The sequence below is a fragment of the Capsulimonas corticalis genome (genome assembly GCF_003574315.2).
GTDB classification, from domain to species: domain Bacteria; phylum Armatimonadota; class Armatimonadia; order Armatimonadales; family Capsulimonadaceae; genus Capsulimonas; species Capsulimonas corticalis.
This window is the reverse complement of the sequence record NZ_AP025739.1, coordinates 1,634,631-1,659,070: the sequence shown is the minus strand read 5'-3', so window position 1 is coordinate 1,659,070 and position 24,440 is coordinate 1,634,631. Positions and strand designations below refer to the sequence as shown.

Genomic DNA, 24,440 nt, shown 5'->3' with positions numbered 1-24,440 from the left:
CCCCCGGCCTTCGGCCGACCCCTCCCGCCGACGGGAAGGGTGAGTAAGATTGCCTTTTACGAGAGTCGTCTGCGATAACACACTCTGAAATAACCCTTCCCGTTGCGGCTAAGCTTGTATCACATTTTGGGTTCTGATCGACTCCATGGCGAGCCTCCATCCAGCCGCCATGGAGTCGAGCTTTCTGAGCCCATTCCAGAGCACTTTCACCCCAGGAAGCGGGCCGCCTTTGTAGGGCTCAAAGCCCCCAAGCTGCGCGATGGCCGTCACCACCTGCGAAATCGTCGTGATCGGAGTACGGCTCTGCTGATTGAGAATGGCAAGCTCGGTTGTATCCATAATCTGGTCGGCGCGGATTTCGGGCATCACACGCGCCAAATGCGTCACATATAATAATCGCCAGGCAACCACCAGGTAAAGCGAGAGCGTATTGCAAAGAGTATCTAAATCGTCCATCTGAAGACGCTCGGCTTGGCAGCCCGATTTGAGCGTAAAATGAAATCGCTCAATCTCCCAACGACACGTATAAAGATCCAGGACACGCCGCGCCGACGCCATATCGGTCACATTCACAGTGGTGATCATGATCCATTCCAAAGGGGCATGGGGATCTCCCTCAGGGACGATCTCCCGAGCGCTTACCACTTGGATCGGAACGGCTTTCTCCTCATGTCCCACACCGGCTTTGGGCGGCTGAACCTCCACACGGCAATGGCGCATCTCCATCGTGGCGTCACGATCTTGAGCCTGGGCCCGTCCAGGAACACGAAGCGTATAGTGGCCCAGGACGTTTCCCTGCTGAGCCGCTACCAGAAGAGAACAATAGGCCGGTTCTTTCGTGGCGCCCTCCGAACGGTCCACCACCTCCCCATCCATCACTTTAACAGTGCGGGGGTGAGCGGCGCGGATAATCAGTTCCAGTCCCGAAGCACGCTCTTGTGCTAGCAGGTCGAAGATATCCGCTTCCCGGTCCGCGACCACGACCACCTCTCCTCCTTGGCGAAGGTGGGGTTCAAAGAGCTGCTCCACATGTTTCGCCGTTCGCAGCCAGCGATGGCTTTCCTTCTCCTCAATGGGCTTTTTGCGTCGCTGCGCCGCCGCTTGCTTCTCCAGGGGACGCGCCCAAAAGTGAGCCTCCACCACTCCCAGCGGAAGTCTGTCGGGTGTCATCGCCAGCGCGGAATGCTGATGAATGCCCATCGCCTTTTTCGAGTCATTGATCGGCCCCAGCCCTTCGGTGGCGTAGTGGGTGGAATAATTGTAGGAACTGGTGTCCTGGGCAACGACAATGGTTTTCTCTCCCAGGCATCGCTGCAGAGTTGCTTGTCGGTGTCCCTCCAGGAGATCCGTCGCATTGGTTTCTGGGTGGCGTAATAGACGTCCCGCCGATTGTCTCAAAGCATTGCCGCACATCGTGGAAAAGCTGACGTTGGGTTGAGAAAACTTTGCCTCCAGCGTCTCCCCCATGACACGGCGGAAGCGCTCATCGCCAAACTTTGTCCCCTGAATTTCGTTTTCGGCCCACCCGGATCCTAACATCGTTGTTCCTCCGATATTAGGATCCCATATTCTGCGTCAATTTCGTACACACCCAAAAGATGTGATACAAGCTTAGCCGTTGCGGGAGGGGTGGCCCGAAGGGCCGGGGTGGGTTTGCCAGGGGCGAGGCGCGCTAAAGCGCCGGGGGAATAGGGGCTACGCCCTACCCCGCCTCCGGCGCAAACCCACGCCGCATCACCGATTCCGTAATCGTCCTCGGAACCACAAACTGAAGCAAATAATCCGGGCCGCCCGCCTTCGAGCCGACGCCGGACATTGCGGCGCCGCCGAAGGGTTGGCGGTCGACGAGGGCGCCGGTGATTTTGCGGTTGATGTAGAGGTTGCCGACGCGGAATTCGCGGCGGATGCGCTCGATGTTGGCCGGGGAGCGTGAGTAGAAGCCGCCGGAAAGGGCGTAGGGGGAGTCGGAGGCCATGGTTAGGGCTTCGTCCAGATTGGGGGCGCGCAGGACGGCGAGGACGGGGCCGAAGATCTCTTCGCGACAAAGACGTCCTTCGGGCTGGCAGTCGTAGAAGACGGCGGCGGGGACATAGTTGCCCGCATCTTCTAAGTGGGCGGGGACATTGGCTTGAGCTAGGAGGCGGGCTTCGGTCTTGCCGATGGCGATGTACTTTTGGACGCGCTCGCGGGAGGCTTCGTCTACAACGGGGCCCATCGTGGTCGCGGGATCTTCGGCGGGGCCGATTCGGATGCTTTTGACGGCTTCGGCGAGACGGGACTGGAACGCCTCCCAGGCGGAGCCGACCACAATGACGCGGGAGCAGGCGGAGCATTTCTGGCCGGAGAAGCCGGTGGTCGAGGCGAGGACGCCCAGGACCGCTTCGTCGAGGTCGGCGTCTTCGTCGATGATGATCGCGTTTTTGCCGCCGAGCTCGGCGATCACGCGCTTGATCTCACGCTGGCCGGGCGGCGTTTCGGCGGCGGCTTTGATGATAGACAGGCCGACATCTTTCGAGCCGGTAAAGGCGATCAGGGCGACGCGCGGGTCGCTGACCAGGACCGGGCCGATTGTTTCGCCGACGCCGGGCAGGAAGTTCGCCACGCCCGCCGGAACGCCGGCGGCTTCGAGCGCCTCCATCAGAAAGTAGCCGACGCGCGACGACTGCTCGGCGGGCTTGAGAATGACGGGGTTGCCGGTGACAAGAGCAGCGACGGCCATGCCGGTCAGGATCGCCAGCGGGAAGTTCCAGGGGGCGATGATCACGGCGGGACCACGCCCATCGTAGATGTAGCTGTTCCACTCGCCGGGGATGTCACGGCGGCGCGGGGCGGTCATGCGCTCCATCTCGTCGGCATAGTAGACGCAGAAGTCGATGGCTTCAGCGATATCCGCGTCGGCCTCGCGCCAAGGCTTGCCAACCTCGTAAACCTGCCAGGCGGCGATCTTAAATCGACGCTTTTCAAGCTCTTGAGCCGTGCGGCGCAGCAGGGCGCCGCGCTCGGACGGCGGCGTGTCGCGCCAGGCGGGGAACGCGGCGGCGGCGGACACAAGGGCGCGCTCGGTCTGATCCCGAGTCGCGCAGGACATACGAGAGGCGATGCGGCTTGTGTCGGAGGGATCGGCGCGGTCGATCGTCTCTTCCGAGGATTCGCGCTTGCCGCCGATCACAATCGGCACAGTCAGACCGAGCTCGCTGCGGACGGCTATCAGCGCCTTTTGCATCCGTTCTTGATTCTCCGGAACGGCGAAGTCTGTCTCAGGATCGTTGACGAATGTCTGGGAGGAATTGGAAAGCGTCAGGACGGGGCGGGCGGGCGTGACGACCGCCGATGGCGGGGCCAGCAGCGCGGCGACATCGGCGTGATCCGACAGCTTCTTCACGAACGAATCGTTGGAGGTATTCTCCAGCAGTCGCCGGACGAGATACGCCATACCCGGCAGCAGTTCGCCGAACGGGACATAAACGCGGACACGCTGCCCTTGGGCGACGAGCGCCCGGCCAAGCGATTCGCCCATGCCGTACAAGACTTGAAATTCGACCGCCCCTTTTGGTGCTTTGACGGCTTCGGCGAGCGCCAGCGCATGCGAGGCCGATCGGACATTGTGCGAGGCGATTGCCGGACGCAACGTGCGCCAGTTCTCGATCAAAAAGGCCGCGCAGCGCTCGTAGTTGGCGTCGGTCTCGGGTTTGTTCTGGTAAACCGGAATGCCATGGCCGCGCTGGGCGGCGATGATCGTCTCATAGTCCCAGTAGGCGCCCTTCACCAGACGCACCCAGACGGGCGTCCCGCGCTGCTCGGCCCAGTCGCGCAAGGCGACCAAGTCCTCGCTCGAACGCGTCAAATAGGCCTGGACGACGATGCCGACATCCGGCCAGTCTTTATATTCATCCTCGCACAAGATTTCCTGGAAGATGCGCTGCGTGATGCCCCGAAAATCGTGCTGCTCCATGTCCACGTTGACGAACGCTCCCGTTTTGCGCGCCAGCGTCAGGATCGGCCGCAGACGCTCCTTCACGGCTTCGGAGGTCGCTTCGGCGGCCATGGGATCGAATCGGGCGTAAAGGGCGGAGAGCTTGACGGAGACGTTGACGCGCGGGACGCCGCCGAAGGGCGCGGCCTCCAAGATAGGACGCGCGGGCCAGCGGGCCGTCAGTTTCGCGAGGTCGGTGAGCAGCGTCAGATACTTTTTCTGGTAGGCCAGCGACTCGGCCTCGCTGGTGACGGCTTCGCCGAGCAGGTCCATGGTGAACGCGAGGTTCTGGCGGCGCAGCCCTTCGACGACGCCGAGCGCCTCCTGCGCGTCGGCGCCGGCGATAAAGCGCCGGGCCATCATGCGTGTCCCCTGCTGGACGGCGGCGGACATCAAACGGCGCGTGAACGCCGAGCGTCCGCCAAAGCGAAGGACCGAGGACGCGCCGGCAGGCAGCGTGACGGCGGGCTTCAGGAGATATTCGTTCAAGTGCGTCGTGACGGCTTCGGGAGTCTTCAGCGCCGGCAGCACGTCGACAAATCGGAACATCTCCGTTTTCGTCGCATCGCCGCCGCCCATCGCGATCCCCATCATGGCGCCGTAAAGGCGGTCCTGCAATCCGCCGCCGCGCTCCTGGCGCTGGAGGTCCATCAATAGTTTCTTGCCGAGCTCCTGAGTCCGGCGCTCGACGGACGAATCGCCGGCGAACGGCGAAATGGCGCGCGGCGCGGCGGGGGCGTGGTCTAACAAAACGGTCTCCTGATGTTCAAAGCAGCGCCAGGGGACGCACCGGTCCCCGAGGCGAAATCGGCGCGTTGGCGGCGCTCTGGGGGGCCTCCCCGCGCTCAAAGCGGCGAACGTTCTCAGACAGGGCGGTGGCGAGCGCCCAGCAGGCGGTGTCGGTGATGCCCGCGACATGCGGCGTGGCGATCACGTTGTACTGGAGCAGCGGATGGTTCGGATCGACGGGCTCCTCCCAAAAGACGTCCAGCCCGGCGCCGGCCACATGGCCGCTTTTTAAAGCCTCGGCGAGCGCTTCGTCGTCCACCAGGCCGCCGCGCCCGACATTGATCAGAAACGCGCCGGGCTTGAAGTGCGCCAGCGTCTCCCGATTGATCAGGCAGCGCAGCTCCGGGCGGTAGGGCGCGCAGAGCACAACATAATCGGATTGTTCCAGGATTGCCGGTAAATCTTCCATGCCGTGAACGCTTTCCACGCCGGCGTCCTCCGGCGCCCCCAGTTCCGGCTGGCGTCGCACGGCGAGAATACGCATCCGGAACGTCTTCAGGCGGCTGGCCACTTCCACTCCGATCGCGCCCAGACCGATGATGCAGACCGTCTTGCCGAACAGCGAGCGCCCCGCAGGTTCGGAGATACGCCGCTCCGCCAGCGCGGCGTGCATCTCCGGCAACCGTCTCGAAAGCGCGAGCATAAACATCACGGCGTGCTCGGCGACGCTGTCCGCGTTGCCGAATTCGGTGGAGACATTGGCGACCCAGACGCCGTTGTCCGTGGCGGCGGGAATATCGACGCCGTCCAGCCCGCGCCCAAACTGATGGACCATGCCGAATGTCCCAGCCTCAATCACATCGCGGCCGATTTTGGAGACGCACGGCACGATCACATCCACATCGCGCAGGGAGTCCCTGAGCTCGCTCGGATGGCAGCGCAAGATCGTGTGCTCCGAAAGCTCCTCCTCCAGCGCCCGGCGGCCCGCGCTAAACCCGTCGGAACAAAATAAGATATTCATGGCGGACTTTCTTGTGTGATCCCGGTGAACCGTCACAACGCTGGGGCGTCTTGCTCCAGGCGGTTCTGATAGAAGACGATTCCCTTTTCGCGCAGGAGGCTGTAAAGTCTTCGGATATGCTCGCGGTCCTGTGTCTCCACGACGCACAGCACCTGCACCGCCGAGACGTCGCCGCCGGCGAAGGCGCGCTCGTGGGTGATCTCCTTGACGCTGGCCCCCGTGGAGGCGACCAACGCCGTAAACTCCGAAAGGCCGCCCGGCTTGTCGCTGATCGAGGCGGTGAAGCGGCACAGGCGGCCGTCGGCGACGAGGCCCTTTTCGATCACTTTGCACAGGACGCTCGGGTCGATATTGCCGCCGCAGAGGGTCAGCACGATCTTTTTGCCGAGCACCGACGGGATCTTTTGGGCGAGACACGCCGCGAGCGGCGCCGCGCCGGCGCCTTCCACGACCGCCTTCTCCAGTTCCGCCAGTCGCAGAATCGCCAGCGCCAGCTCATCCTCGGTGACACTCACGACTTCGTCCACGAGATGGCGGGCGATCTCAAAGGGCAGACGACCAAGCTCCGGAACCGCCAGACCGTCGGCTACGGTCGCCTTCGAGGGAACGGCGACCGTATGGCCGGCTTTGAGCGCGGCGGCGAACGACGGCGAGTTCACGGGCTCGACCCCGATGATGCGTACTTCGGGACGAAGCGTTTTGACCGCCAGGGCGATCCCGGCGATCAAGCCGCCGCCGCCTATTGGGATGACGATCGCCTCGACATCCGGGACCTGCTCCAGAATCTCCAAGCCCATGGTCCCCTGGCCGGCGACGATGGCGGCGTCATCGAACCCCGGGACATAGGTCTTTCCCTCGACGCGCGACATCTCCATCGCTTTATCGCGCGCCTGGGTGAAGTCGTCGCCGAATAAAATCACGTTCGCGCCCAAACGCCGGCATGTGCTCACTTTGACCAGCGGCGCGAACTTCGGCATGACGACGTTGACGGTGATCCCGAGCAGCTGTCCATGGTAAGCGAGGCCAAGCGCGTGATTGCCGGCCGACGCGGCGACAACTCCCAGCGCGCGCTGCTCGGGAGTCAGCTGCATCAGGGCGTTGCGCGCGCCGCGCTCCTTGAAGCTGCCAGTGCGCTGGAGGTAGTCGAGCTTGCAGTAGACATCAGAACCCGTCACTTCCGACAGCGGCACGGAGCGCGGACAGGGCGAGTCGTAAATGGCGTCCGCGATGCGCTTGCGCGCCTCCAAAATATCCTCGAAAACCACCGTTGCTGCGAGTGCGTTCATCGTCTGCTGTCTTTCATTTGGCCACGGGCGCGTGACCGCTGATCCGCGCCACCGCCTTCGCCGCTTCGTCACCAATAATTTCATAACCGGCGTCGGTCAAGTGCGTCAAATCCTGAGGGTTGAAATAACGGCTGTCGCGCTCGCATCCCGGCGCCCCCAGGCGCGGATCGGCCTGCACATCGACGATCCCGTCGGCGAACCGCCGCCAGCCGCCGCGAATCAACTCCCCGTATTCCAGCATCTGATCGTTGAAATCCGGCGGACAGACGCTCGGATCAACGGCCATCGGCGGCGTCGCCACCAGGATCTTCCAGGGATGCGCGGCCTTCCGCGCCCTGCAATATTCTTCCATGTTTTCCAACGCCCGCGACGCGCTCATGCGAGCGCCTCCCAGATCGTTCGCGCCGCCGAAGACAATCAGCACATTCTCCGGCAGTTTGGAATTATAGAGCGTGTCCACGTGAAGCGCGGCCTCCTCGGCGAGCTGCCCGATCGTCCACCCCGGGCGCCCCAGGCTGGTCACCTTCCACCCGGCGCCCAGGCGGGAAGCGAGGACGCCCGGATAGGCCACGCCGCTCGCGGTCCCCTGCCTCTTCGCAGCATTCTCGCCAAAGGTGAGACTATCGCCATGGCAGACAACCTGTCCCGCCGGCGTTTGGCCTTTCGACCAGCCGTCCGACCAGAACAAACATGCGGCGGAAAGCAGCGCCGGAATGGCGAACGCGGTGGTTTCAATCATAAAGCATCATCGTCCTGAGCGACGCGTGGGGGACATTCCCGGCAGCAAACGGATCCGCGGCCGGGGCGACTCCGCCGCCCCGCAGGGAGCAGGCAGCCGTCGCAGCCGCGACGGTTCACAGCGCCGGCTGCGGCGCAGACAAGGAACGGCGTCGTACTGAGGATCACCGCCGGAGCGGTCCAGTCGAGGCAGTTCGATCACAACAAAAGGGCGAGGTTTGAGTGGGCCGGTCATGACGCATTCCTTTACAGCTGGGAAAAACGGCGTCGGCGGCAATGGCGACAGTATTCGTTCGAGACTGTCCTTATTGTACTGATGCGGCTTCAAGAAACGTTCAAAAAATTTTGATCTGACGCTCGAAGTTATTTTCAGGATATTTACAGCTTTTTGAGAGTGACGGGCATGGCGCATTACGAACGCAATACGCCGATACCGTTTTCAACTGCTGGATATTTAGTTACTGGATTTCGCGCCGCTCTGATTTGGAGTACTGTTTGATGCGGAGGCCGGAGTGCGCGGTATGATCAGCCCTGGCGGCGGCGGCGGCGGTTTTTGCTCTTGGCTGCATCCAGCCAGCAGGGCCGCCATCACGGCTGCGAAAAGAAAGGGAAGAAGCTTTTTCACGAAGTAGTCATCCTTGTCGAAGTACCATAGACATCGTTATCATTGAGACGGACATTTCGCCGTCCAGGCATTGCTAAGTCATAAAAACGGACGCCGGAAAGGATTCTTCCCGGCGTCCTCTCTATGAGATACACTCAGCGCTATGAGATCGGTAAATTCCTCACCCCATGATCATAGATTAGTTGGGCTGCGAAACCGAGTATTGCAGGTTCAACTGGGCCTGAGTGAAGTCGTTGCCCTTGAGCGGAGAGTTGTCGTTGTCCCACAGGTTTGTGCGTGTCGGAGTACAGGACGCCGCATCGCACTCATTGATGGTGTTTAACGGATTCATGGACTTGACATGACCGTCGCAGAACAGGAAGTTGCTCTGGCCGACGTGCCCGGCGTACAAGTGACCGTAATACTGGGTGCTGCTGGGTTGGCGGAAGAAGCCGCCCGAATCCAGCGTCACGTTGTAATCGCTCGTGTAAGAAGTGCTCTCAACCCAGGCAATTGTCGAGGCGGGAGCAACGAGCTGCGCAAGGCCAACCTGGGAGACAACATCACCAAACGGAGCGCCGACACCGTTGGCGCGGTTCTGGTTAGCCGCATAGCCCACGGGGAAGAGGTCGTTGGGATCCGCGACATCATCAATGGGGAAGTAATGCTGAAGGGAGTAACCACGTGGGTTCGAAGGACACTTCCAAACATCCTTGCTCTTCATATAGGAGGTCAGCAAGAAGCACGCGGTTCCAATGTCGTTGGAGCGAGGCGGAAGCGTCTCGTCATAGTCCTGGGTGTACTGGACGAGCGCAATACCGATCTGCTTCAGATTGGATACGCAAGAGATGGCGCGAGCTTTCTCACGAGCTTTCGCGAAGACTGGGAAGAGAATGGCGGCGAGAATCGCTATGATGGCGATAACGACGAGCAATTCAATAAGAGTAAAACCACGAGATTTGCGCTGTGACATGACGTTTTCCTTTCGGTAACAAGAGAACGACGTCGGCAGCAATGGCGACGAACGAGGATTATTGAGTTCAACAATGATGTTTGGTTCATCATTGTTGGCTGTATTGTACCGGCTGATTATCAAACAAGCGTCAAAATAATATCAGTTTTATATAAAATCTTAAGCAAAAGAGCATACCGAAATATTGATATTTATTGACGATTATCTGCGTTATTCGCGATCATAGTATGTCTCACAAATCGCTCATCAAGACCTAATGAATGAATACTTATTGTACAAAAATACGATCAATCGTGAACGGTATGGTTTCAGCGATACTGACCATATCCTTATGAATAATATGCTTGTATGATTGCCTATACGTCTATCGATGCGAGACAAAGAAGTCAAACGAAAATGGACGGCGGAAAAAGTCGCTCCGCCGTCCGCGAATTGCCTTATCTTTAACTCTCTGGCGCTATGCTTTCTATCGCATAGCGCCGGAAATACACTAATTGGGCTGCGAAACCGAGTATTGCAGGTTCAACTGGGCCTGAGTGAAGTCGTTGCCCTTGAGCGGAGAGTTGTCGTTGTCCCACAGGTTTGTGCGTGTCGGAGTACAGGACGCCGCATCGCACTCGTTGATGGTGTTTAACGGATTCATGGACTTGACATGACCGTCGCAGAACAGGAAGTTGCTCTGCCCGGTGTGCCCCGCGTATAGGTGACCGTAATACTGGGTGCTGCTGGGCTGGCGGAAGAAACCGCCGGAATCCAGCGTCACGTTATAGTCGCTCGTATAGGCTGTGCTCTCGACCCAGGCGATCGTGGAGGCCGGGGCGGTAAGCACGGCAATGGCGACGGGAGACGGGGATCCATCGGGCGTGGGGGCGCCAATATCGCCGAAAGGCGCTCCAACCCCGTTTGCTCGGTTCTGGTTTGCCGCGTATCCTACCGGGAAGAGGTCGTTGCCGTCCGCGACATCATCAACGGGATAGTAATGCTGAAGTGAATATCCGCGAGGATTGGAAGGACACTTCCACATGTCTTTGCTCTTGACATAAGCATTGAGAAGGAAGCAAGCGTTTCCAATGCCGTTGGACCGCGGCGGCAGCGTCTCGTCGTAATCCTGAGTGTACTGGACAAGAGCGAGGCCGATTTGCTTGAGATTCGAGACGCAGGCAATTTGCCGCGCCTTCTCACGTGCTTTGGCGAAGACCGGAAAGAGAATCGCCGCGAGAATCGCGATTATTGCGATCACAACGAGCAATTCGATCAAAGTGAAACCACGAGACTTATGCTGTGACATGACGCTTTCCTTTCGGTGACAAAAGAACGACGTCGGCAGCAATGGCGACGAACGAAGACTATTAAGTCCAACGATGATTTTTGGTTCATCGTTGGCGGCAATATTGTACCAGTATAAAATCAAACAAATATCAAAAATCGTGAGTTTTATATAAAAATAACAGAGGGGCATAAAGTTAATTTATCGATGTTTATCAATGATTTTCTAATATAAACGGCATTTTATATAATTAGCAATGATGCCTTTAATGATGGTTTTGGGACAATTACCCGGTCTACTTATTGTACGAAAATGTTAAACAGGCATAATTATGGTCTAAATTATTGAAATAATATATTTCGTGTTTTCATGCAGACATTCGCAAAGAAAAAGCCCTCCAAGTCTAAATTTAGACTTGGAGGGCTGATCCCGGTAATAAGTTCGACCCGCCTTCTACGGCGTAAGATCACGACTTATTTGAACTGGTTTTCGGCATACGACAGGACCGAGTAAGCGCGGGTCGGAGTCGGCTCGGCGGGGCCGATCCCAGCAGCGGCGTCCAATTGCTGGTGGTGGATGAATGTGTCGTTGTCAAAACGCCACAGGTTCACATCGTTGCCGCCGCCGTCCGTCTTATCCAATGTTTGCAGCGGATGGTACGCCTTGACGTGGCCGTCAACGAATAGGAAATTCGACATGCCGCTGTGGCCGGAGAACAGACAGCCATAATCGAGGTTAGGGTCCGTGGTGTAATAGCTGAAAATCGTGTCCGCGCCGGCGTCCACATTGAAGTCCGCATACTTCGCCGTCGATTCGAGAATATCAATGACCTGCGCCGGAGAATCGTAAGTGGGATACGAAAAGCCCGGATCGCCAGTATTGACATCCTGGATGCCGCCCTGGAAGCTCGCGGCGTAAGAGGCGTGCGCGACAACGGATCCCGCCGCCTGGCAGCAGAAATATTGGTCTTTGCGCGGGTTGGAGGGGCACTGGAAGATATTCTGGTTCTTGATGTATGGCTGCATCAGCTGCGTCCAGACGTGATCCAGGCCGTCATAAACAACCGTGCGCGGGATCATCTTCTCGTCGTAATCCTGGACGTACTGAAGAATGCCCAGCCCCATCTGCTTCATATTGCTGGCGCAGGTGCTCTGCCGGGCCTTTTCACGGGCCTTGGCGAAAACAGGGAAAAGGATCGCCGCGAGAATCGCTATGATGGCGATGACGACGAGCAATTCAATAAGAGTAAAACCACGAGATTTGCGCTGTGACATGACGTTTTCCTTTCGGTAACAAAAGAACGACGTCGGCAGCAGTGGCGACGAGAGGAGATAATGGAATTCAATAGTGATGATAAGAACGAAATCACTATTGGTATGCATTCTACTATCCGACTCTCAAAGAATTGTCAAAAATGGATCAGTTTTATATAAAAAACCCGGTATATTTGTCGTTTTCCGCAAAAAAACCCAAAAGTAAGCGCTTTCATTAGCAAATATATCAAAAATAACAATGAAAGAAGAATGTAATTGATGTGGATCCTCATAAGCTGCGAAGCATTCACCGTGCGTCTTTTTCGCCTCAGGGTAAGTTTTACGACAAGAAGCCCCCTGCCTTGATTAAGGAAGGGGGCTCATTTTCATGGACAGATATTCGCTTGCCAGAAGCTCACAACCAATGGAAGCTATTTGTAAAGGCTTGCGGCGAAGGTGAGCAGCTGTGCGGCGCGGGTGGGCGTCGGCTCGGGATAAGGCGTGCTTGCCTGTCCGTCAACGAATGTTTGGCCGTCATAACGCCAAAGAGTGGAGCTGCCGGCGCCGTTATCGGCTACGGCAATCGTCAAAAGTGGCTTGTAGATCTTCACATGACCATCCGCGAACAGATAGTTGGACATTCCGGTATGCCCCGAAAATACGGTTCCGACATTGTAGGTCGGATACTGTGCGGCGTCGTAACACCAAACACTGGGACATCCCGCGTCCACATTGAAGTCTGAATAGCGCGCCGTGGTTTCGGTCACGACAATGCATTGAGCCGGCGAGGAGTACTGGGCCAGGGAGATAGCTCCTTCCGGAGGAGTGGCGTCGGGATGATAATCCTGAATTCCGCCCTGGAAGCTCGCCTCGTATGAAGCTCGTCCGATCGTGTTCCCGTCATCACTATACATGGGCTGATCTTTTCGCGGATTGGAGGGGCACTGGAAGACATTCTGGCTCTTCATATAGGGCTGAAGCGATTGCGGCCAGGCCACGCCATCACCGTTCGAGCGCAGCACCATGCGCTCGTCATAGTCCTGAACATACTGAACGAGGCCGAGACCAATCTGGCGCATATTACTGGCGCAACTAATCTGCCGTGCCTTCTCACGAGCCTTGGCGAAGACAGGGAAAAGGATCGCCGCGAGAATCGCGATGATGGCGATGACGACGAGCAGCTCAATGAGCGTAAATCCGCGCAAACGAGATTGCTGAGACATGTTGGGCTCCCTTCAGTTTAGCAACAACTTCGACATTTTAAAAGTGCTATATTAGCCGTAACCGTTTCCGATTATTCCCTCTTCTCGGAGAACAGACAGTGGAGATAGGTTTTGCATAGATAACAATTCATGCAAAAAGACCTATTTTAATACTAATATTGTCTCATTCGCCTGAAAAAGAGAACGTGCGCTATTATAGGGAATTGAGATCAAAAAAACCTCAAAGATTTCTCAGAAATGCAGGCGTCCTTGAGGTTTTTCCGTTGATTGCGCGGTGAACGCGCTTATTGTGGAGATTGAGCCTGCTTGAGCGCCTCGTCAAACGCTTGGGCGAGGGTGAGGCGCGCGCCGGCGCTCCAGGCGGCGTTGAACGCCGCTTCGCCGAGGGCTTCACGGGCAAGGGCGAGGTCGCGCTCTAGCTCGACGGGGTCGGCGGGCTTGAAGGAGAGGGCCAGCGTTTTTCGCATGCTTTCCGAGATGGAGAGGAGGCGCACGCTTTCACTGAACTTATGCTCGACGCACGCGAGGTGGCCGAGTTCTTTGATCACATACGCCAGAAGCCGGCGCTCGCCCACTTCCTGCGCGACCATCACGGCTTCCGATAGCGTGGCGCGCGCAAGGGCGAACTGGCCGTCGAGCCGGTAGAGCGTTCCCAGATTGAGCAAGGTGGTGGCGTTCGCGGCGCGGCCGGTCAGCTCAATGCCGGTCTCAAGCGATTCCTGGAGCAGCGTGAACGCCCTCGGATAATCCTCCTGAAAGCGCGCCACGAGGCCCATGTTGTTGAGGACATGCGCGATCCGGACACGGTTTCTGGCGGCCCGGAAGATCTCCAGGCTGTCGGAATAAAACTCCAGCGCCTCCGGGAACTCCGCCTGCTCCAGCGCGATATTCCCAAGATTGAGCATCGCCTGGGCTACCAGCATCGGGTCGCCAAGCTTGCGGGAGAGCTCCAGGCCTTCTTCGAGATACACGCGGGCCAGGTCGCAGTCTTCCCGAGAATAGGCGAGGGTCGCCAGCACTTGCAGCGTGACGGCGAGGCCATGGTCGTCGCCGATCGCGCGCCACAAGCGCAGGGCCTCCTCCATCACGGCGTCAATCCCGGCGGACGCGCCTTGATTGCGCATGAGATACCCGCGCCCGGTGAGCGCATTCGCGCGCACGCGGCGCAGCGAGTCGGATGTCGCCTGCGGCAGCGCCAGCAGCTTCTCGAGCCACTCCTGCCCCTCGCCCAGATACCCGCGCGCCTCCCAGAAGTACGCCAGCGCGCCGGCGAGGCGCAGGCCGATCTCCGCGGATTCGCTCTCCAGCGCCCAGTGCATCGCCGCGCGGAAGTTGTCGTGCTCGGCCTCCATACGCTCCAGCCACGGCGCCTGATCGCCGCCGGCGATCTCCGGCTCCGCCGCTTCCGCTAGAGCCATGAGATATTCGGCGTGCGCGCGGTGCAGCTCTTCGCGTTCGTCCGGCGGAACTTGCTCCGCCGCGAACTCGCGCAGCGTCTCCAGCATCCGATATCGGAACGCGCCGCCCTCTTCGGTCTCATCGGCCAGAATTAAGGAGCGCTCCCGCAGAGTCGTCACGGCTTCCAGGATCACATAAGAGCTTGTGTCGGCAAAACTCGACCCGCCGACGGCCTCCGCCGATTCCAATGTCCAGCCGCCGCGAAAGACGGACAGCCGGCCGAAGAAGCGCTGCAAATTCTCGGGCAGCTGCACGTAGCTGTAGTCCAGCGCCGCGCGCAGGCTCTGGTGGCGCGGCGCGATATCGACGCTGCGGCTGACCAGAAGCTCGAAACGGCGCGTCAGCTGGGTCAGCATCTGCGCGGGTGTGAGAGTCTGAGCCCAGGCGGCGCAAAGCTCGATGACCAGCGGGATCCCTTCCAGGCGCTCGCAAAGCTGCGCGATGGCGGCGGCGTTTTGCGCGGTCACTTTGAAGGCGGGGCGGACGGCCTGGGCGCGATCGACAAACAGCTGGATCGCGTCCATCTCCATCAATCGTTCCGGGCTGACCGCGCGGCCGTTGGTTTTGAAGGAGCCCACGGGCGATTCCAGGGGGGGAACGGAGATCTCGCGCTCGCCTTGCAGCCCCAGCCGCTGGCGTGAGGTGACAAGGATCGTCAGCGACGGCGCGCGCGCCAGCAGCTCACGGACGATCGGCGCGGCTTCCTCCACCAGGTGTTCGAGGTTGTCCAGAACCAGAAGCGAGGGCTGCGCGGAAAGCGAGGTGACGATCAGGTCCAGCGGCGGCGTGTCCGCCGAGGGCGTCAGCCGCAGCGCCTCGGCGATCGCACTGGGGATCGAACGGGCGTCGCTGAGGTCCGCCAGGGGCGCGAACCAGACGGCGCTGGAGAAGTCGACGGCGATGCGGCCGGCAATCTCCACCGCAAGACGAGTTTTGCCGCCGCCGCCAATGCCGGTCAGCGTCAGCAGCCGCACCTTGCCGGAGGTCAGAAGACTCTGGGCCTGGGCAATCTCCGCGTCGCGTCCAAAGAACCGCGTCAGCGGCGACGGGAGCGTCGTTTCCTTCACCCGGGATGCGGGACGCGCGGGGGGAGCCGCCATGGTGTTCTGAAGGATCTGCTCGACCAGGGCCTTGGTCGCGGCGCTCGGCGGCTCGTCCAGTTCCTTGATCAGGATGCGCTCCATCTCACGGAAGTGCCGCTGCGCGGCCGCGCGCTGGCCGCTGGCGGCGAGCACCCGGATCAAGTCGACATGGAGATCCTCGGAAATGGGATCGATCTCCAGGCCGCGCCGAGCGTAATCCAGGGCGCGCTCGAACTGGTTGATTTCTTCGTAGTGCGCCACTAATCGGCGGCTGGCGCCGGTCGCCATATCCAGAAGCCGCTGGCGCTCGGTGATGATCCAATCTTCGTAGTACCCGGGAAGCAGGTCGCCCTGGTAGAGCGTCACCGCCCGCTCAAGACGGACCGCGGCTTCCGCTCCGGTCTGGTTCTTGGAGGAAAAGAGCGCGGCCTCAAACTCGGCGGTATCCGTGACAACCGAGGTATCCAGCCCGACCGTCTGGCGGTCGGCGCGCAGAATGCTGTTCTTGGGAACGCCATCCGGCTCCAGCTGAGAGCGAAGGGAAACCAGGGCCTGCGAGAGCCGGTGACGCCCCGCCTCGGACTCGGCGTCCGGCCAGAGGAGGTCGACCAGTTCTTCGCGCAGGTGACGGCGATTGGGATAAAACGCGAGGTATGCGAGCAGCGCGGCTGTCTTCTGGGTTTGAAACCGATCGATCGTTTGAGTCCCGGAACGCGCGCGCAAACCGCCGAACAATTCGATACGCCAAATGTGTGATTGCGCAGTCGCCATACGGTAGTTTACCCTATGACCGCCCACATCGCCAATGGATAACCCGAGAGTCGCGCCCTTTTGGTCCCAACCGCCATCACGCCCCCATCGTCACGCCTTCCATTTCAGCACCGCCACATCAAAACTTTCCATCACCAGCGCGCCTTCCACGCGGCGCTCCGACAGCAGTTCGACCGCCGGCGACGGCAGCGAGACCTCCTGGCGATGGTCGGTGTGATTGAGCAGAAACAGATATCGCCAGTCCGAAGTTCGCCGGCTCACGGCCTCCACGCCGGGAGGCGCCGCGCAGAGCGGTTCTATTCCCAGGCGGCCGCCGCATTCGCGCGCAAGCGCGTCATAGAAGCCGCCGTCCCGCGAATCGGTGGCGACATAAAAGACCGAGCCCGAGCCAACGCGATTGACGGTGATCGCCGGCCGCCCCTCCATCCGCGCGCCGGTGAAGAACGCGATCGACTCCGCGCCCCGCAGCTCGACGCCCTCCATGACCGTTTCTGGAGAGAAAGACGCCCCGTCGGCGAAACGAACCCCGAACTTCACGCCGATCCCCTGATCCGTCGGCCCCTGAAGGAGGTTTCCGGTCATACTGCGCTTCGCCACGGACGCCGGCGTCACAAGACCCGCGATATCGGCGAAGATTCCGGGAGGCATCAGGGGACGCAGCTTGCCGGTGGGATCGTACGCCCCCGACTGAACGTTCAGGAGCAGCGTCCCGCCATCCTGAACGTATTGCTTTAGCAGCGACGCGGTCTCCTCGGAAACGATGCGCAGACCAGGCGCGGCGACAAGGCGATACCGGGAAAGATCGGATCCGGGTTTGACAATATCAATACTGCGGCCCAGAGACTTGAGACCTTTGTACCAGCGCACAAACTCGGCGTCGTATCCGTCCGGGCCGACCCGAAATCCCTGCGCCCACTGGTTTTCATAATCGAACAGCATCGCGATATCGGCGTCCGTCACGGCGTCCGCCAGCTCGCCTCCCAGACGCGCCAGCTCCGCGCCGAGACGCTTATGCTGATCGTAGGCCGGGCCGAACGAGCCGTCCAGTTGCAGCACGGAGATATACCCCTGCTCCGCCCCGCCCAGCGGCGGACGCCATTCAAAAAAGATGGCCCCCAGCGCGCCGTGCGCCACATCCGTCCAGGTCTGCAAATGAATGCCTTTTGAATCGGCGTGCGCGGGCGTCTGCGCGCTTTGCTCGGCGACGAGAAAACGGCCGTTCGGCCCCGCGCAGCGGGCGATATCGTGATGCATGCCGCCGTGCAGCTGATCCTGCCACTCGACAAGTCCGGGCGGCCGCGAATAGTTGTCCCACGCGGTGACGTCCAGAATTCCCGCCGCCTGATAGAGATCGACCGACCAGCTGGTGTCGGGCCAGTTCGTGCAGACAAAACGATCTCCAATATATGGACGCAGGCGCTCCCCCTGCCGTCCCAGATAACGAATGAACGAATCCGAGAAGAAGCGGCGGTAATCCAGCTTCTGCCCCGGATTCCAGGCGCCGTCGCCGACATTGAACGGGAAATCGATCTGATCCCAATCGGTATACCGATGACTCCAGAACGCCGCGCCCCACGCGTCGTTCAGACTCCCCAGCGTTTGGTAGCGCTCCCGAAGCCAGATCCGGAACGCCGAAAGGCAGCGAGGATCGTAGCAGACAAAGGGAAATCCCGGTTCGTTATCCAGCTGCCAGCCGACGATATGGGGGTTGTCGCCAAAGCGCTGTCCCATGGCGTCGACAATCCGGTCCGCCGCCTCCAGCATGCGCGGGCTATTGGTGCAGTAGCCCTTGCGCGCCCCGTAACGGAACGCCCCCTTTTCGTTGCCGCCCAGCACTTCGGGATGATCCTGAAAGAGCCAGGGCGGTACGGACGCCGTCGGCGTGCAGAGGATCGTCTGGACGCCATAGCGCGCCGCCAGCTCGATCGCCCGCTCCATCCAATCGAATTCAAAAACGCCCGCGCTCGGCTCGAAAAACGCCCAGGCGAACTCCCCCATCCGAACGGCGTTATGCCCCAGCTCCCGCATTTTGACGAACTCCGCCTCCCACATCGAGGCGTCCCATTGTTCGGGATAGTAGGAGGAGCCCAGCAGGAATCCATGCGTCCAGTTTTTCAATGTTCGTCTCCCGGAAAGCGCGGGCGCTTCCCTAGTCGGTTTGGGATCGGCTGGCGAGCGCGGCGGCGAATCGCGGGACGCGCGGTCCGTCCGGCGTCCACACAAGTGGGTCGATGCACATCAGCCGGTCGGTCATCGCTTCATTCCAGGCGTGATAGACCACATAGTCCCGGCCTTCGATGTCCGAGACAATCGACAGATGCCCGGGCCCGATCACTTCCCCGGGAACCGAGCGCATGATCTGCGGCCCGTTTTCCTTGCCGACCTCCGTCCACGGTCCCAGAACATGGTCGGCGGTCAGATAGTCCACACCGTATGTTTCATTTTCATAGCAGCCGCCGGCGTAGAAGCAATAGTATTTGCCATCGCGCTTGCGTACGGCGGGGCCTTCCAAGGTATACCAATCGCCGACCTTGCCGGCGTAGTCGCGGCGGCGCTCGAAGCACTGCCATTGCCAGTGCGCGCGCATCACCACAGTCGGGTTTCCCTCCAGAGCCGTCATGCCGATCAGCTTGTCGACGACCAGCGCGGTTCCGCGAAACGTCGTCTCGTCTTCGTCCAGAAAGTCCGTGGCGTAAAACAGATACCACTGGCCGTCGTCATCTTGAAACGCATGGGAATCGATGCAGAATGGGTTCTTACGGACATCGGTCAGCGGGACTCCCGTATCGACATACGGCCCTTCGGGTTTCTCGCTGACGGCGACACGGATATGGAACCCGCCGCCGCTGCCGTTTGGATGGTAGTACATATAAAAGCGGCCGTCGTGAAAGGCCGTTTCCGGAGCCCAGAACATCCCGCCTTGTTCTTCCTCAGGGGCGATCAAGGCGTCGCCCAGCGATTCCCAGCGCCGCAGATCGACCGATCGCACGATCGGGACGATGGAATTGCGGGCCGGATCGCCGCTGGCCTCCCCTTTGCCGGTTCCGATGGCGTAGTAAACGCCGTCATGCCGCCAGCAATATGGGTCGGCGAGATAGTGGGGATAAACGGGGTTGGAAAACTGCGGCAGCGTCATATTTATGGCTCCGAGCATGGGCAAAGATTGCAATGAGGATACCCGATGCCGCACCGGAACATGCCGCAAGCTCACGCCCATTTCGTCATCGTTCGCGCGGTCGTTTCCTGAAGAACACGCGCTGGATCGCGCAGCGCCTCTTCCCGGGTAACACCCCCGCCGACCAGAGAGACGGCGTCCGTCAGCCCCTGCGCGATCAGCGCCGCCGCCGCGCTTTCCTCCACGCCGCCGCCGAAGGCGATCACGGGAACGCCGGCTTTTCGGCAGCGCGCAAGCAGTCCGGCGATCAGCTTTCCGGAAAGTGTCTGGCGATCCAGATATCCCTCGCCCGTCAGCACCCAATCGGCGCCGCGCGCCTTCGCTTCAAAGTTCACGGTATCCATCACCACATCAATGCCGGATCGCGATGTCGCCCCAAAAAACGCCGCAAGCGCCGCGCCCAGGCCGCCCGCCGCGCCGGCGCCGGGCAGATCGGCGACGTCGCATCCCAGGTCCCGCTGGATCACCTGGGCGTATTGCGTCAGCGCCCGGTCGAGCTCCGCGACCATGTCCGGCGTCGCGCCCTTCTGCGGTCCATAGACGGCGCTGGCGCCGTCCGGGCCGATCAGGGGATTGCGCACGTCGGACGCCACGCGGATCGTGATACGCTCCTTCGGGAAATCGAATGCCGAAAGATCGATCGACTCCAGCCGCGCGAGCGCCGCGCCGCCATGCGGCAGCTCCCGTCCTTGCGCATCCAGAAAACGCGCGCCAAGCGCCTGCATGGCGCCCGCGCCGCCGTCATTGGTCGCGCTGCCGCCCAGCCCGACCAGGATCTCACGCGCTCCGGCGTCCGTCGCCGCGCGCATCAGCTCCCCTACTCCATAAGTCGTGGTGACGCGCGGATCACGCCGATCCGCGGGGACCAATCCCAGTCCCGCCGCCTGCGCCATTTCGATCACCGCCGTGCGCCGGTCCGCGCCGATCAGCCCAAACGACGCCTGAACCGGCTCCCCCAGCGGCCCCGTCACCGTCCGCGTCACAAGCTCGCCATCGGTCGCGGTGACCAGAGTTTCGGTTGTGCCTTCGCCTCCATCCGCCAGCGGCAGAAGCACGATCTCCGCATCCGGCAGCGCCTGACGCACGCCCGCCGCCATGGCGAGCGCGGCCTGACGCGCGGTGAGAGTCCCTTTGAACGAATCGGGAGCGATGATGATTTTCATGCGCTTATGTTTGCCGTCGCGAAATCCGCGCCCAGCCAGATCGTCTGGCCGCGCCGCAATGAGAGTTCCTGAACTTTGTCGCCGTAACGCACCGTTGACTTGACGCCGGCGAGGCTGTGGATCGTCGCGGCGACGAGGCGTCCCTCGGCCCATTCGATGTCCACTTCGAAGACGCCGCGAGCGCGCAGGCCCTTCACCTGTCCCTTCGGAAGAGCGCTCGGCAGCGCGGGCAGCAGGCAGATTTCGTCATCCTGGCTGCGCAGGAGCAGTTCCAGGATGCCGGCGGATCCGCCGAAGTTGCCGTCGATCTGGAATGGCGGGTGCAGATCGAACATATTTGGCGCGGTGCGCTCGGGGGAGATCAGGCCGGAGATCAAGTGGAAGGCGTGGTCGCCGTCTTCCAGGCGCGCCCAGAGGTTGATGCGCCAGGCCATCGCCCAGCCGGTGCTTTCGTCGCCGCGCGTCTCCAGCGACTTGCGCGCGGCCGCGAACAGCTCCGGGGTGGCGCGACGGGTGATTTGATTGCTGGGATAGAGACCGTAAAGATGGGAGACGTGGCGATGATTTTGCTCGGTCGCGCTCGCATCCCAGTCGGCGAGCCATTCCTGCAATTGCCCCAGGTGGCCGACGGGGATCGGCGCGAGGCGCGCCCGCGCCAGCATGACTTTGTTCCGGAAATCGCCGTCCTTGCCGAGCTCCTGCGCCGCGTTGGCGCAGGCGTCGAAGAGGTCGCGAAGAATCTCCCCATCCATTGTCGGACCGGCGCAGATGCTGGCGTCATGGTGATGCGCGTTTTCCGGCGAGATGGACGGGTTCGTGACCAGCCATTTGTGAGTCGGCTCTTCAACAAGCGTGTCCAGAAAGAATTGGGCCGCCCCGCGCATCAACGGGTAATTTTTCGCCAGCGCGGACCGATCTCCGGTGAACTGATAGTGATCCCAAATCGACTTGCAAAGCCACGCGCCGCCGGTCGGCCACATTCCCCAGAAGGCGCCGTCCACCGGCGCCGTTCCGCGCCAGGCGTCCGTGTTATGATGGCAGACCCAGCCGCCCGCGCCGTACTGCGACTTCGCCGTCTTCGCCCCGGTCTCACTGATATCCTGGATCAAGTCAAACAACGGGTCGTAGCACTCCGCGAGGTTGCCCGGTCCGGCGGGCCAGTAGTTCATCTCCGTATTGATATTGACGGTATATTTAGAGCCCCACGGCGGATCCATGCTGTCGTTCCACAAGCCCTGCAAGGTCGCGGGCTGGCTGCCGGCGCGCGAACAGGAGATCAGTAAGTAGCGCCCGAACTGGCAGTAAAGCGACACCAGCGCGGGGTCCTGATCCTGATGAAACGTCGCGATCCGCTCGTCGGTCGGCCGGTCGCTGATGTTCGAGGCGCCGAGGTCCAGGGACAGACGTCGGAACAGAGGCTGATAATCGGCGAGGTGTGCGCCGCGAAGCTCGGCGTAGCTTTTGCGCGCCGCAGCGTCCAGAGGAGTGAGCGCGCCGCCGCGCGCATCGCCGCCCACGTCCTTGTAACTGTGATAGCTGCTCGCCATGGAGATCAAGATCGTCACGGCGTCCGCGCCGGCGACAGTCGCTTTGGCCCCCGAGGCGCTGACCGTCCCGCCCTCATGAAGCACGCGCGCGAGCGCCGTGAACTTGATCGAGCCGGGGTTATCTAGCGCCGCGCCGGCCACTCCGTCGAGCGCCAGCGTGTCCGGCGCCAATATGGACACCGCAGACTGCTGAGGACTGGCGAACGCAGCGCCGAATGCGATCGCCCCCGGCTTATCGCAAGTCAGACGAACGACGATGACCCGATCGGGAGTGCTGGCGAACACCTCGCGCGTATACCGAACGCCGCCGGACCGATAGGAGACACGGACCGTCGCCGTATCCAGATCGAGTTCTCTGCGATATTCGGAGACATCCGGGGCGTCGTCCAGATCCAGCGTCAACGCGCCGACCGTTTGATACTGCGCCTGTTTGACAGGACGTCCCATAAAGTGCGCGTTCACCAGATCCTGCGCGGCCGCCCATTCGTTTGCGAAGACATGCTTGCGGATTTCCGGAAGCGAGGTGAGGGCGTCCGGGCTATCGTAATTGTGCGGCGAGCCGGCCCAGACAGTCGATTCATTGAGCTGGATCGTTTCTTTCTCCGTCCCTCCATAAACCATCGCGCCCAGACGCCCATTTCCAACCGGCTGCGCTTCCAGCCATTCCTGCGCGGGCCGCGCGTACCAGAGCGCAAGCGACGAAGCCGGGACCGCCGTCGCAGGCGTTTCCCCGGGAGAAGTCTCACGCGTCCGCCGCTTCGCAGCGTCCGCCGGCTCCTGCGCCGCCAGCGCCCCTAAAACAACCGCTCCGACTCCCGCCTTCAGAAAATCCCGTCGCTGCATCAGTCGCCTCCGCCTCTCCAGATCTTTCCAGCCGCACGCCGCCAACGGACAGCTCCATGGCTTTCCGCCAGCCCTCCCAGCAGCCTCATTGGAGCCGACTTCGCCAACGATCCAGGCAATCCCTTCTTGATTTCACAACCAAAGCAGCCGACCAGCTTTTAAACAACGAAGCGCCGCCCCCACAATTGCCGGAGCGGCGCTACTTCTTTGACAACATCAGATCCTGTTTATATACGCATCATTCACCACAACAAAAACTCAAGACATTTCTCATACCAAGCCTGCGCGCTACCGGAAACATCCACAGATACAAGCTACCATAGCGTCTGATCGGGCCCGGGTTGATGAACCGCCCCGTCCGGGAATCGTAGTACCGGTGCGTCATCAGGACCGGGTTGGGGATCGAGCCGCCCGACGACGCGTTGATCTCCCAATCCGTGTAACCGCCCCACTGGCCGGAGAAGCCGACAAGATCGCAGTGCTTCGTCACGCCATCCGAGGGGCGCTGGTCGATCACCAGCGAAATGATTAGCGAATACTTACGTTATTGTGCCATACAGGCATAATCCCAAATCGAAAATTGCCTACACTAAGTACCTACGCAAAAGAAATTCGATATTCTTGCCACTGATCGAGCCATCGGCTGATGGTGGCGGGATCGGTTTGCACGATCTGGGAGAGCTGATCGAGCGTATATCCCTGGGCGCTCAGGAGTACGGCTTGAGCGCGTTGATGCTGGCGATGAGAAGGGCCGTTGCGATACACGGCTGTGAGATCGGTCTGATCAGCCTCCGAAAGAGGAGAAACGAATTTCATGCCACTATTGTACGACATACACCAGAGAGTGCAAGCAAGCGACCTGAGATTCTTTTGTTCAATTACTTAACTATAATCTAAGTTTTCAAAATCAATTTCGTTTTCTAGTGGAGGAATCCATTCTTGCTCATACATGTGCTGAATAAACTCAGCAGGCAAAACTAAATGGTATTTCCTAACATAGTATTGAAGATCGCTTCTCCACATCCATACTCCATCAGTTAAAATGTGACGAGTGCCTATAATGCCATTTTTCGGCTCAATCAAATCGCTAGCAGGCCCAGGACAAACAATTAATGGTATTCCATTTTCAAGATAATTGACAATGTCAATTTCATTAAGCATCTCTTCAGTAGAAATAAATTTTGCAATGCTAGAATTCGACGAATCATTATCTTCGAATTCACTGAACATAACACTTTTTAACTTCACAGTATTTTCTCATTTATTAGAATCTATAAGCACTTGTTCACCGTTTTACTGGTCTAAATTCCACACAGTAGCGAACAGGCGCCGGT

Annotated in this window: 16 protein-coding genes; all 16 read right to left on the bottom strand. The window is 60.2% G+C overall.

Annotation, left to right across the window (positions count from 1 at the left end):
* Nucleotides 1-108: 108 nt before the first annotated feature.
* On the bottom strand, nucleotides 109-1,539 hold the full coding sequence (locus D5261_RS07055; protein WP_301002433.1) for an IS4 family transposase: 1,431 nt from the start codon (nucleotides 1,537-1,539) through the stop codon (nucleotides 109-111).
* Nucleotides 1,540-1,702: 163 nt separating this feature from the next.
* The gene (locus D5261_RS07050) at nucleotides 1,703-4,723 is read right to left on the bottom strand and encodes a proline dehydrogenase family protein (protein ID WP_218025749.1); all 3,021 of its coding nucleotides are present in this window, start codon (nucleotides 4,721-4,723) and stop codon (nucleotides 1,703-1,705) included.
* A 16-nt stretch (nucleotides 4,724-4,739) separates the two neighbouring features.
* The gene (locus D5261_RS07045) at nucleotides 4,740-5,723 is read right to left on the bottom strand and encodes a 2-hydroxyacid dehydrogenase (RefSeq protein ID WP_119324418.1); all 984 of its coding nucleotides are present in this window, start codon (nucleotides 5,721-5,723) and stop codon (nucleotides 4,740-4,742) included.
* Nucleotides 5,724-5,755: 32 nt separating this feature from the next.
* The gene (gene ilvA, locus D5261_RS07040; RefSeq protein WP_119324419.1) at nucleotides 5,756-7,009 is read right to left on the bottom strand and encodes a threonine ammonia-lyase; all 1,254 of its coding nucleotides are present in this window, start codon (nucleotides 7,007-7,009) and stop codon (nucleotides 5,756-5,758) included.
* A gap of 13 nt (nucleotides 7,010-7,022) precedes the next feature.
* Complete coding sequence (locus tag D5261_RS07035) at nucleotides 7,023-7,748, bottom strand: SGNH/GDSL hydrolase family protein (protein WP_119324420.1); 726 nt, start codon at nucleotides 7,746-7,748, stop codon at nucleotides 7,023-7,025.
* Nucleotides 7,749-8,550: 802 nt separating this feature from the next.
* On the bottom strand, nucleotides 8,551-9,324 hold the full coding sequence (locus D5261_RS07030; protein ID WP_119324421.1) for a DUF1559 family PulG-like putative transporter: 774 nt from the start codon (nucleotides 9,322-9,324) through the stop codon (nucleotides 8,551-8,553).
* A gap of 490 nt (nucleotides 9,325-9,814) precedes the next feature.
* Nucleotides 9,815-10,612 carry a DUF1559 family PulG-like putative transporter gene (locus D5261_RS07025; protein ID WP_119324422.1) on the bottom strand — a complete coding sequence of 266 codons (798 nt, stop codon included), beginning with the start codon at nucleotides 10,610-10,612 and terminating at the stop codon, nucleotides 9,815-9,817.
* Nucleotides 10,613-11,064: 452 nt separating this feature from the next.
* Nucleotides 11,065-11,865, bottom strand: a complete 801-nt coding sequence (locus D5261_RS07020) for a DUF1559 family PulG-like putative transporter (protein WP_125206299.1) — start codon at nucleotides 11,863-11,865, stop codon at nucleotides 11,065-11,067.
* A gap of 410 nt (nucleotides 11,866-12,275) precedes the next feature.
* On the bottom strand, nucleotides 12,276-13,067 hold the full coding sequence (locus D5261_RS07015; protein ID WP_119324424.1) for a DUF1559 family PulG-like putative transporter: 792 nt from the start codon (nucleotides 13,065-13,067) through the stop codon (nucleotides 12,276-12,278).
* 284 nt (nucleotides 13,068-13,351) lie between these two features.
* Nucleotides 13,352-16,378, bottom strand: a complete 3,027-nt coding sequence (locus D5261_RS07010) for an AfsR/SARP family transcriptional regulator (protein ID WP_119324425.1) — start codon at nucleotides 16,376-16,378, stop codon at nucleotides 13,352-13,354.
* Nucleotides 16,379-16,468: 90 nt separating this feature from the next.
* Entirely contained in the window at nucleotides 16,469-18,496 is a 2,028-nt protein-coding gene (locus tag D5261_RS07005; protein WP_119324426.1) for a beta-galactosidase, read from the bottom strand.
* A 31-nt stretch (nucleotides 18,497-18,527) separates the two neighbouring features.
* Nucleotides 18,528-19,514, bottom strand: a complete 987-nt coding sequence (locus D5261_RS07000) for a glycoside hydrolase family 43 protein (protein WP_119324427.1) — start codon at nucleotides 19,512-19,514, stop codon at nucleotides 18,528-18,530.
* 71 nt (nucleotides 19,515-19,585) lie between these two features.
* On the bottom strand, nucleotides 19,586-20,716 hold the full coding sequence (locus D5261_RS06995; RefSeq protein ID WP_119324428.1) for a glycerate kinase: 1,131 nt from the start codon (nucleotides 20,714-20,716) through the stop codon (nucleotides 19,586-19,588).
* Nucleotides 20,713-23,106 (bottom strand): glycoside hydrolase family 95 protein, encoded by a 2,394-nt coding sequence (locus tag D5261_RS06990; RefSeq protein WP_119324429.1) that lies wholly within the window; start codon nucleotides 23,104-23,106, stop codon nucleotides 20,713-20,715. The genes D5261_RS06995 and D5261_RS06990 overlap by 4 nt, the downstream gene beginning before the upstream one ends.
* Before the next feature lie 597 nt (nucleotides 23,107-23,703).
* Complete coding sequence (locus tag D5261_RS06985; protein WP_165864592.1) at nucleotides 23,704-23,922, bottom strand: helix-turn-helix domain-containing protein; 219 nt, start codon at nucleotides 23,920-23,922, stop codon at nucleotides 23,704-23,706.
* A gap of 66 nt (nucleotides 23,923-23,988) precedes the next feature.
* Nucleotides 23,989-24,354: a hypothetical protein gene (locus D5261_RS06980; protein ID WP_125206300.1), complete on the bottom strand. Its 366-nt coding sequence runs from the start codon at nucleotides 24,352-24,354 to the stop codon at nucleotides 23,989-23,991.
* Nucleotides 24,355-24,440: the final 86 nt, after the last annotated feature.

What these genes read in the sequence shown, in the direction of transcription:
- D5261_RS07025 (WP_119324422.1), bottom strand. Translation starts at nt 10,612, where the DNA reads ATGTCACAGCATAAGTCTCGTGGTTTCACTTTGATCGAATTGCTCGTT.
- D5261_RS07045 (WP_119324418.1), bottom strand. Translation starts at nt 5,723, where the DNA reads ATGAATATCTTATTTTGTTCCGACGGGTTTAGCGCGGGCCGCCGGGCG.
- D5261_RS06990 (WP_119324429.1), bottom strand. Translation starts at nt 23,106, where the DNA reads ATGCAGCGACGGGATTTTCTGAAGGCGGGAGTCGGAGCGGTTGTTTTA.
- ilvA (WP_119324419.1), bottom strand. Translation starts at nt 7,009, where the DNA reads ATGAACGCACTCGCAGCAACGGTGGTTTTCGAGGATATTTTGGAGGCG.
- D5261_RS06985 (WP_165864592.1), bottom strand. Translation starts at nt 23,922, where the DNA reads ATGAAATTCGTTTCTCCTCTTTCGGAGGCTGATCAGACCGATCTCACA.
- D5261_RS06995 (WP_119324428.1), bottom strand. Translation starts at nt 20,716, where the DNA reads ATGAAAATCATCATCGCTCCCGATTCGTTCAAAGGGACTCTCACCGCG.
- D5261_RS07030 (WP_119324421.1), bottom strand. Translation starts at nt 9,324, where the DNA reads ATGTCACAGCGCAAATCTCGTGGTTTTACTCTTATTGAATTGCTCGTC.
- D5261_RS07035 (WP_119324420.1), bottom strand. Translation starts at nt 7,748, where the DNA reads ATGATTGAAACCACCGCGTTCGCCATTCCGGCGCTGCTTTCCGCCGCA.
- D5261_RS07055 (WP_301002433.1), bottom strand. Translation starts at nt 1,539, where the DNA reads ATGTTAGGATCCGGGTGGGCCGAAAACGAAATTCAGGGGACAAAGTTT.
- D5261_RS07020 (WP_125206299.1), bottom strand. Translation starts at nt 11,865, where the DNA reads ATGTCACAGCGCAAATCTCGTGGTTTTACTCTTATTGAATTGCTCGTC.
- D5261_RS07015 (WP_119324424.1), bottom strand. Translation starts at nt 13,067, where the DNA reads ATGTCTCAGCAATCTCGTTTGCGCGGATTTACGCTCATTGAGCTGCTC.
- D5261_RS07000 (WP_119324427.1), bottom strand. Translation starts at nt 19,514, where the DNA reads ATGACGCTGCCGCAGTTTTCCAACCCCGTTTATCCCCACTATCTCGCC.
- D5261_RS07010 (WP_119324425.1), bottom strand. Translation starts at nt 16,378, where the DNA reads ATGGCGACTGCGCAATCACACATTTGGCGTATCGAATTGTTCGGCGGT.